The organism is Dyadobacter sp. CY323 (genome assembly GCF_021390245.1).
Lineage (GTDB): Bacteria > Bacteroidota > Bacteroidia > Cytophagales > Spirosomataceae > Dyadobacter.
Genome location: NZ_JAJUXH010000038.1, coordinates 17,841 through 27,227 on the forward strand (window position 1 = coordinate 17,841; position 9,387 = coordinate 27,227).

The following is a 9,387-nucleotide window of genomic DNA, read 5'->3' on the forward strand; positions in this document are numbered from 1 at the left end:
CCACGGCGGGCAGATGTACGCTATTCCGCAACGCCTATCGGAATTGAATGTACAAATTCAGTCCATCCGAGACGGCGTAAAGACCCGTAGTTTCCAATGGTACTCCTTTCTTTTTGGTGCCATAGAAGCGATAGGCTGTAATTTTTCCCTTCTTCGATTTCTCAATGACTATTTTTGCTGCTATGTCAGGGTTATTCTGTGCAAAATGAATGTAGTCTTTAAATATCCCCAGGACTTGGTGTTTGATTTGAAAATATTGGGATCCGGCTTATTTCCAGACTGTCCAGATAATTCAGCTCATCTCTTGTGAACGTGGGCTTATCGTCATCCAGCTTCCGTTCAGCTGCTACGTTTGAAATGGAACAAAACTCCTCGCTTACCGATCGAAACAGCTTTTTGGTAACATCAAACCCTTTCACGGTGAAGATGCTGTCAACAGCAAGTATTTCGGAATATTTGCCGGATTCATTTTCAAGAAATAACCGGAGTGACAATTTAAGTTTCCCATTTTCAGGAATGTCCCGAGTATTTTCATTCATGAACAGCTCATTCAGAATGAAAACCATCGATTTTTGATCTCCTGTGCTTCCGTTCTTGTTTCGAAAAAACATCGCCAGGCTGTCTGCTAAACTTCCGTCGAAAACAATTTGTTTGCTGTTATTTCCTAATCCTTTATGGATATAGCCTAACAGTTTCTGGCCTTCTCTGTTGTCTATTACCTCAATATTTGAGAAACCAAGTGTCGTGTCTTTACAATTGTAGTCGATTGTGAGGTTGATTTGGGCTTGGGTAAAATGGGAAATGCATGATACAAATATTAAGCTGATTATTTTCATATGTAAATTAATTTTCAATATCCTATTTTATTTGTTTTCCATAGTGCATATCCGAAAAGAACCAGTCCCAATGACATACCAATCATAATAAAACCCATAGTCCTCTGAAATCCAGTTCTTTTGAAATATATGATTCCGTCTTTTTCAAGAAATTGAAGATATCGATTCAGTTTTTCGGAATGTGTATTGCCGGTCTCATAAAAGTATACAGTTATATGATCGCCCACAGCTAAGCTATCAACAATTTTCGCTTGCTCGTCTGCGTATATTTCAAAGGGAAATTGATAGGAATCGATTATCAAATAGCGATAAATACCCTTGTCTCTGGTTGGCAATGTCCCCATCGTTTTATCCAGATAAATGATTTTCCCTTTTAAGGAAATGTATTCAGTTTTTTCTTTTGAATTCATTCGGGTGAATCCAATGGAAGCAATCATCATGAAAATTCCAATAAATGCAATACCTCTGAAAGTTTGCGGAATGACTATCATGCTATTTGTATATTTATAAGTTCAATGATCGAAATTTCGATTAATTTGTCAGAACCAGAATGACAACTAGATTAACACCGAAGCCAACACCCCAATTTGCCCAAACCTTTCGTTGTTTTATCTTCTTCGCTTTTTTGGTGTATGCCTTGTAATATTCCGGTTGTCTGAATAATTCTTCGTTCGGGTAGCCCAAGTTTTCAATCTTTGGATAGGTGGAGGAGCATAGAATGGCTGGTATGAGACCAATAAATGGAGAAACCAGGCTGGTTATCAATGTTCCCGTTGCAGCTCCCTTATATCTTTTGTAATGTCTGGCAGCGTCTATCTGTCCTTTGATATTCAGGTTCTCGGGCTTTGCAACAGTGTAGAGCTGCTGATTTTGAATGATTACCGCGGAGTCGGCCAGGTTTTGAGCATGACTACCCAATGGGGAGAGCAAAATAAAGAAGATCAATGAAAGGTTTCTCATATTAAATATATTGTTTGTAAATGGTATTGATTGTTTCCGGTATTGTTAATTTAAAATAGAAATTATCTTCACCCTATTTAAATTGATATTGACGCAATATCGCGCCAATTATAGCATGAAATACCTAATTTTGGATAATGAGTTTTTAAGTGGTAGTATTAATTTCTTATCGGCAAAATATACTATCCATGCAAAGCAGGGAATGCTAATTGTTATGTAATCTCAATATATTTCTATCATTAAAATATCAGAAAGATATTCTATTCTTACATGTGGCAATTCGTTTTTTATTTTTCTAGCGATGCATATGCCTTCTCTTTCAATATCACACACCATCAAGTAATCAATGTCTTCATTACAAATTTCCTTTTGATACCGGGATATCCAAATTTTAAGATCTTCTACTATTTTTTGACAGAGCAGTAGTTCATCTGGATTTAAGAATTCTCCATTATAATTCTCTTGAATCCCTGCACCGTCTAATGTGGCATTCAAAATGAAGTGTTTCATAATAGTTGTGTAAAATTGGCAATCGCTACAATTTGTTTAATCGATAATTTGATACAATCCGATCCTTCATTTGCCTGGTTGATTTCAAATTCCTCTTCCATACTTGGTATTCCTTTTTGTCGCACCAAAACCATTTACGTTTTTTTAGCCAGCTTTTGTTTGGATCGGGCAAAGTGTCGTGCTTGCAAAATTGGCTAAGTACAGCATCCGTATTTCTATTGTTTTGCTGATATTTATCCAGGTCAGACTTGGATAAGATCTTATCCCATGTTCTACCAATTACTTTCAATCTGTGATCTTCCATTAATTCAAACCATACTTCTTCTCTGTCCCATGACACAGTAATTGGAGGTGAAAAATATTGAGTTTTGACTATATTTTTTTCAATGTAATAACTACCCCATAGACCATAGGATGAGTCGGTACTAAGAAATGTGTATAATTCCCCAGACGGATAAAATATGAAATTTTCGCGATAATCACTTGTGCGTATTCTTTCAGAAGATTCCAATTTATTAGGAGACTTATGGTAAAATGAATAAACGCCGTTAGATTGAACAATTTTTGAGTTGTCTCTATTTGGTGAAAAACAGAAATTTGTTTCTCGTACCTTCAACCTTTTTGGAGCGTCACGCCAGCAGCCGACGATTAGAATCGCAACTAGAACGCTAATGTTTAAAATCTTCATCTTCCCCATAATGAATACGGATTGTAAAAGCCACTTTGGAACATCATTCCATATTTGAACGAATCATATTTGTTGTAAAAGTTTTGATATCCAGGAGGAAATCGCAGATGTATGAAGTTTTGAGTTCTGTCCTGGAATAGCGGGTGACTGTACCCAATGCGTTCTATTGTATTCCCAAATCGATGTCCCACCCACAAGGGTGCACTGTATGTCTGGCCATTTATCCAAGCACCTCGCCCATCTTTATTGAAGTGACCAAGGCGATCAGTGCTGTTTTCTGTTCCTAATCCCTCTGTATTAGGATCATTGTTATAGAGCCTTGTCCCAATAACAAAATCTCCAATTCCAATCTCTAACGCATTCGATCGCCAACGATCCTGATGATTAAATGCAAAGAAATCATTTTCAATTCTGATTGAGACTTTACCGAGCGATAAGCTGGCACCTCCTACAACCTGACTATTGGAAATCCCATCCGGTCCTGTGTCACCACCGTATCGCGTTTGGTAATAACCTGCCCCGTATCCTTTGTAACTTATGCTTCCTCCATAGGCCGAGTGATTATTGCCTCCACCTCCACCGACACTTATATTCCAATTTCCAGCGGAAACAGACGTACTCCCATTAACTGAAAAGGTTCCTGAAATGTTGACGCCAACATTTACGCCAGTTGTAACATTACCCTGAGTTTGATAAACACTTGCAGAAACTCCCAACCCCAAAGGATCTACGCCCACCGAAACTGAGCTGGTTCCATTATTGTAAACTTGAAATTGTAGGGAGTTGCTCATAGCGTTCGTAGCATTTGAGGCATTTCTATATGCTACTTTTCCAGGGTGACTAACTCCATTCAACAAATTACTTGCAAAATCTGCGGTAAAAGCCATTGAGAAGTAAGCCATTTTGAAGATTTCCCCACTCGGATCCGTATATTTTAGCGGGTTGTTATTTGCATATGAATACCGATTATAGCCCTGTGTCGAATACGCATCCTGCACATAATTATCAACACTCAACACCCTCCCCACTACCGGATCATACATCCGGCCGTTCATATTGATCAAATTAAAATTCGTCAAATGCTCGTGACCTGTGAAACCGCGGTACAGGTAACTCGTCGGTGCCGGGACATTCACATAATCCCAGTTGGCAGGATGGCGGAGGCGGCCCCAGGCGTCGAAGTTCTGGTCGAGCAGGACGGTGCCGTTAAAAGCAGTTAATGTCAGCAGGGATCCCAGGTGATCGGTGTACGTGTAGTAGTATTGGTCGGCACCGTTCTCGCGGATCACGATGGCGATCAGCCCCGCAGGTGAACTAATGTAATGAAGATGCTTGTCGGCGATACCTGGCGTGATATCCTTTTCGTAGCTTCCAAAGTAGTAATGTGTGTTGATTACTGCATTGTTCTTTTTCATGACCCCTTTCAGCCGCTGGTAATCGGCCCCGTAGGTGTATGTCAGCTCATAAGGCTGGCCTGATCCATTTTCTGTGATTTTTTCGGGCTGGTTGAATGCAGTATATGTAATTTCCTGGGTTAACAGAGGAATTGCGGTCGTTGGCGAAATGATACCGGTGACCGCGTTCAATTTTGTGGCGTGATAGTTGAATGTCTGCCCCGCATCGCTCTTTGCCATTATATTTCCGGAGGCGGTGTAGGATGTTACCTGCGCAGGTTTACCTAAAACCGTCGCCGTCAGGAGTCTGTTAAGATTGTCATATACAAAGCTTTCTTCTTTGCTCTTGATGTAATCTTTTCGCTTGTCCAGGTTCCCTTTGGGGTAATCCCAGATCAGTTCCAGGTTCTGTACACCAGCTGTTGTAAACTGTTTCGGTATGCCGTAATTGTAAGTTATGACCGATGATTTGCCGTTACCCAATGCGTATTCCGTGTTTTGCCCCAGGCCATTCATACCGTTATTGGTATAGAGCGTTACCGCATTTGTGTTGTTTTTGATGGTGGTCGGATAACCATTGTTATCATAGGCATGGTTGGTGCCAAAGCCGGAAGGATACAACACCGAGATCATATCGCCGTAAAGGTTATAGCCATAAGTGGTGGTGTAAACAGTTGCATCAACAGTTTGTTTTGCCGTCTGCAACCTTCCCAATGCATCGTAAGTGTATTCTTCCAAATTGCCAGCAAAGCCCGTTACTTTTTTCAGCTGATTGGTTGATGCTCCGCTGCCCGAGGGATAATATTCGTTGATTGTTATGCCTTCCGGGCCGGTGCGGTTGATGTTTCGTCCCAGCAGGTCATACTGCATGGTGTGCGTTTTGTTGTTGGCATTGGTTTGGCTGGAAAGCTGCCCCAAGGCATCGTAATCATAAGTAGTCGTACTGGCGTTGAGATCGGTCAGCGAAGTTTGCCGGCCCTGCACATCATATTGGCTACTTGTGATCACAGCACCATTACTTACTTCCTTGAGACCGCCGTGGCTGTAATACGTGTAGGTCAATGTCCCCCCATTGTCTGTGGCGCTGATAACCTGGCCGCTCGCATCCGTAATTTTCGACGATACACCTGAAGGCGCATTGGTTGTCGTGGTTAGCTTGCCTGCCGCGTAGGCGTAACCGATGGTCGTAGTGCCAAAAGGACCGCTGTTACTGATGTTGAAAGCTCGGTTGTAGGCATCGTACTGCGTTGTGGTGGTCAGTACCGGTTCGCCGGATTTATAAGGATCGGTCGATGTGGAAAGGTTGCCACGGGTATCGTAGGTTTTGACCTGGGTGATGGCTTGTCCCTGAAAACCCTCCTTTTCAGTTTTGATTTCCCTTCTCAACAGGTCATACCACGTTTTTACATCCGGTTTGCCAGGATGGTTTGTATTCAAATACCAGACCGAATTACCTGAAACGTCCCAACCATAATTTTGGGTTACCGAATAACCTTCCGGCAACGTGGTTTTCTTCTCCCAGCCAAAGGCATCGTACTCTATTGCAGTTACGAGCCCATCCACTCCGGTCAAGGTCAGCGGTTTTCCCCATTTAGGATCGTAAGTTGCCGAAGAAGTTTGACTGAGCTCATTCGTCGAAGTTTCCGGATAGCGTCCTTTGGTATCGTAAACAGAAGAGGTAGCTCGTGCGGGGAGACCGGATGGGCTAGTGGTCGTCTTTTTTAGGTTCCCCAGGGGATGATACTCATACGTGGTGACCACGCTTTTCGGAAGTCCCACAAAATCCGTTTTGGTAGTAAGCTGCCCAATGCCGTTATATCCGTATCCTGTTGAAACGGCATATACAGCCTGACCTGTACGCGTGTTTGAAACGGTGACAGATGTCGGCTTGTTTAGAACTCCCGCGGGATAAGCCCCAAAGATGGTGTTGGTAACAATCGTTTCAACCCCATTGTTGACCATACTTTGCTTGACGTTACCGTAATCATCGTAAACATTTACCGCCGTAGTGGTTCGGCCTTCAAATGCATTATTTTCCAGGGTGTTAGTAGCCTGGATCCAGAAGCGTTTGGCTGCGGGAGAAATAAATACATTGGTATTAGTGGTTTGATTAAGCAATGCATTTGTCGATGCCAGATAGGTGGAAGTCCGGTAAGGAACAGTCGCGTAATAAGTAGTATTGAATTCATTTTCAGCAACGATTTTGATCCCTGTTGCCAGGTTGTTAGCTGTTATCTTACCAAACCCCAGAAAGCCCTTTCCAGCACGATGAAGTTTGGTGCCTTCATAAGTGTATTGAGTGGTATTGTAGCCGCCAATTCCATCCTGCATTTTGAAGTCGGAAACAGCATAAAGTGCTGGCTGAATCGCGTTTAACGGATAAGCTGTAAGATTTCCCCGGATATGGAAACCATTTTCATCCGTCAACTTTTTATAATTCCATTCAGTGACATGATTGTACCCATTCTTAACTTTTTCAAGAATATTTTCCTGCCCTTCTTTTTTGAAGTTGAAAACATCCATGGGCTTAAAAATGCTCTTAAAATTGATGATGTCCGCTCTGCGATCTCCATTAAAATCACCGATCATCGGTGGTGGTGCCCCGAGTGTTACAGCATATGTGCTGGTGATGCGATGAAAACTTGCTCCTGCGCTCGAATAGCCTTTTCCATAGTAGACGTCCAAATTGGCAGTTTCCAGATCCGGCAATTGCCAGCCGTGATAGATGTCTGATTTACCATCCCCATTCAAATCGGCAATACCCAGTTGGTCTCCAAGGAAAAGATCTGTATCGGGTGTTGTATTGAAAATAAAAGGGGATTCATAGAACCCAACTCCGTTAGATATTACCACTTTCCATGCTCCCGAGGTTGTTAATTTGGCAAGGATGTCTGTCTTTCTATCGCCATTGAAATCGCCAAAATAACTGAGGTGGTCCTTGTTGAGATAATTGGTTGAATAGTGGATACGCCGCGCAGTCCACCCATCAAAAGTGAAGATTTCACAATTTGTGCCTTTGATCAGCATGATATCGCTTTTGCCATCCCCGTTGAAATCGACGATGTGCACTTTGTCAGCTGTGGCCCAATCGGTTGTTTCGAATAAATGTGTCCCTGAGATAACGATTGACCCAAAATCAGGTTGAACTTTGCCGTTGTACAAGTGACAATTGTAATTCACGGCATTACTTCCAAGCATTGTAAGGATATCCTGGACACCATCACCATCATAATCACCGGGAAAAATGAAGTGGCCACTTGGGTGAATTTTTGAGTAGCCTGTATAAGGAGATAGCGTGAGCGGGTCAAATTGGATGGCAAACTGTGCATTGGTTTGCCAATCGTAGTTCTGGACCGTACGATAAATACGGAGACTGGTAAGCGTACGGTTTTGTCCTGCCCCTGCAATGTTGGTCATTAAAACATCATCCGCGCCGTCGCCCGTGAAGTCGTAGGCAAGGAAATTGAAGGAATTGGGGATACTTTGCTTCTTGACAACCGAATAGGTAGTAGGTACATCTGTCAAATTGCCGACATAAAAATCGTTTGGTTTTGCATTGTATGCGGGATACTTGTTGTAAACGATCATCCTATATACCGAAGGGTTCTGGATCAGGCTGGCTTCCAGGAAATCAGTTAACCCATCGGCATTGAAATCACCTGTAATGGTTGTTGAGGAAGGGTCGTCATACCCATCCGTGCTGACCGTGCTAAATTCAGCCGACTGATCTCCATATTTAAAAATAGTAGCATTCAGGGAAGTTCCGTCCGTACCTGACTCAATAACCTCTTTTAGATAAGAATTGATGTTATCATGACCGTAGTTGAATTGATATGTCTTGACAGTTACCCCACTGGTTGTGGTCGTGACTTTATCCAGCAAATATTTACTTTCAACACGGGTATCATTTTCAAAACCTGCATTTTCATCAATCGTGCGAACCTTATAATCAAATTTGATCTGATTGTAAGGATCTAAAGATTGCGCGGCATTACCGGTGTAATTGATTTCTTCAATAAGCAGAGAGAAGCTAACCGCTTTGTATTTGAGGGAAATGTAATTACCATCAGGATATATTATGCGAGACAACGCCCAAGTAAGAACAGTAGCATTCAGGCCAGTATGCCTTGAATCCGGGGAATTCCCGTATTCCATTTTAATACCATCCTTTGTTAGAACTTCAAACCACTGTGGTCCGCCTCCCTGGGTGCTTTTGGAAGTGATGGTCGCAAAGTTTTCACTTTCAGTTCCGTATGTTGTATTTGGATCTCCGTAGTTACCCACTTTGACGATTAGCCTGGATCCATCTAAAACAAACCGGTCACTGTTTGTCATTACAATGGGGTTTGTTTCATTATCAAAATACATGTTTCGGGTTGCTCGGGTGATTTCTGACAAACCACCAACACCCCATCCCTGACCTAAAACGCCATTTCCTCCCATGGAATAGTAGTCCACCGAGATGGTTGGAGTAATACCATTTGTGCCGGGCGGCACTGCCAATGATATCGAGTAACTCGCGCCTCCTGACGCAACGCTGGCGCTTTCGGAAATACTTCCGACAGGTAAACTCGGATTAATAGCCCGGCTATTGAAAGCAGCTCCTGTATATAAGGTTTGGTAGGCTACATTTTGAGCAAATGAATTGAACCCATAGAAGATTGTAAGAACCCAAAACAGCTTACTGAAATTAGGTCCAACCGTTAATATTTTGGTTTTACTATATACAATTGATATCGCTCTTCGTGTGTAGTTATTTGTCATAAACGCAGTGGTTAAAAAACAAAATTCGTGGTAGGCAGAAGTGTTAAATATTTGATCGCTAAGCCAAATAATCATTCAGAAAAGTCATAGAAAATCCGTCGCCCTTTTTAAGGCGTTTGTCTAGTCCTAAAATAAGTTGACACAAATTCAACTTATTATGGGAAGTGTCTCATTATCAAGAAAGAAGCGTAGTCAGCGTGACTACAATTTAGCCTTTAAATTGTCGGTCATTAGT

General features: G+C 42.1%; 6 protein-coding genes. All 6 read right to left on the minus strand.

Annotation, left to right across the window (positions count from 1 at the left end):
- Positions 1–218: 218 nt before the first annotated feature.
- A complete protein-coding gene (locus LZG72_RS28270; protein WP_233878531.1) occupies positions 219–836 on the minus strand; it encodes a hypothetical protein in 618 nt (205 codons plus the stop codon).
- Positions 837–850: 14 nt separating this feature from the next.
- On the minus strand, positions 851–1,327 hold the full coding sequence (locus tag LZG72_RS28275; protein ID WP_233878533.1) for a hypothetical protein: 477 nt from the start codon (positions 1,325–1,327) through the stop codon (positions 851–853).
- 40 nt (positions 1,328–1,367) lie between these two features.
- Positions 1,368–1,796 carry a hypothetical protein gene (locus LZG72_RS28280; RefSeq protein ID WP_233878535.1) on the minus strand — a complete coding sequence of 143 codons (429 nt, stop codon included), beginning with the start codon at positions 1,794–1,796 and terminating at the stop codon, positions 1,368–1,370.
- A gap of 222 nt (positions 1,797–2,018) precedes the next feature.
- A complete protein-coding gene (locus LZG72_RS28285; protein ID WP_233878537.1) occupies positions 2,019–2,306 on the minus strand; it encodes a hypothetical protein in 288 nt (95 codons plus the stop codon).
- 25 nt (positions 2,307–2,331) lie between these two features.
- Entirely contained in the window at positions 2,332–2,994 is a 663-nt protein-coding gene (locus tag LZG72_RS28290; RefSeq protein ID WP_233878538.1) for a hypothetical protein, read from the minus strand.
- Entirely contained in the window at positions 2,991–9,152 is a 6,162-nt protein-coding gene (locus LZG72_RS28295; protein ID WP_233878540.1) for a polymorphic toxin type 23 domain-containing protein, read from the minus strand. The genes LZG72_RS28290 and LZG72_RS28295 overlap by 4 nt, the downstream gene beginning before the upstream one ends.
- Positions 9,153–9,387: the final 235 nt, after the last annotated feature.

Excerpts from the sequence above, each read along its gene's own strand:
- LZG72_RS28290 (WP_233878538.1), bottom strand. The coding sequence starts at position 2,994 with ATGAAGATTTTAAACATTAGCGTTCTAGTTGCGATTCTAATCGTCGGC.
- LZG72_RS28280 (WP_233878535.1), bottom strand. The coding sequence starts at position 1,796 with ATGAGAAACCTTTCATTGATCTTCTTTATTTTGCTCTCCCCATTGGGT.
- LZG72_RS28275 (WP_233878533.1), bottom strand. The coding sequence starts at position 1,327 with ATGATAGTCATTCCGCAAACTTTCAGAGGTATTGCATTTATTGGAATT.
- LZG72_RS28295 (WP_233878540.1), bottom strand. The coding sequence starts at position 9,152 with ATGACAAATAACTACACACGAAGAGCGATATCAATTGTATATAGTAAA.
- LZG72_RS28270 (WP_233878531.1), bottom strand. The coding sequence starts at position 836 with ATGAAAATAATCAGCTTAATATTTGTATCATGCATTTCCCATTTTACC.
- LZG72_RS28285 (WP_233878537.1), bottom strand. The coding sequence starts at position 2,306 with ATGAAACACTTCATTTTGAATGCCACATTAGACGGTGCAGGGATTCAA.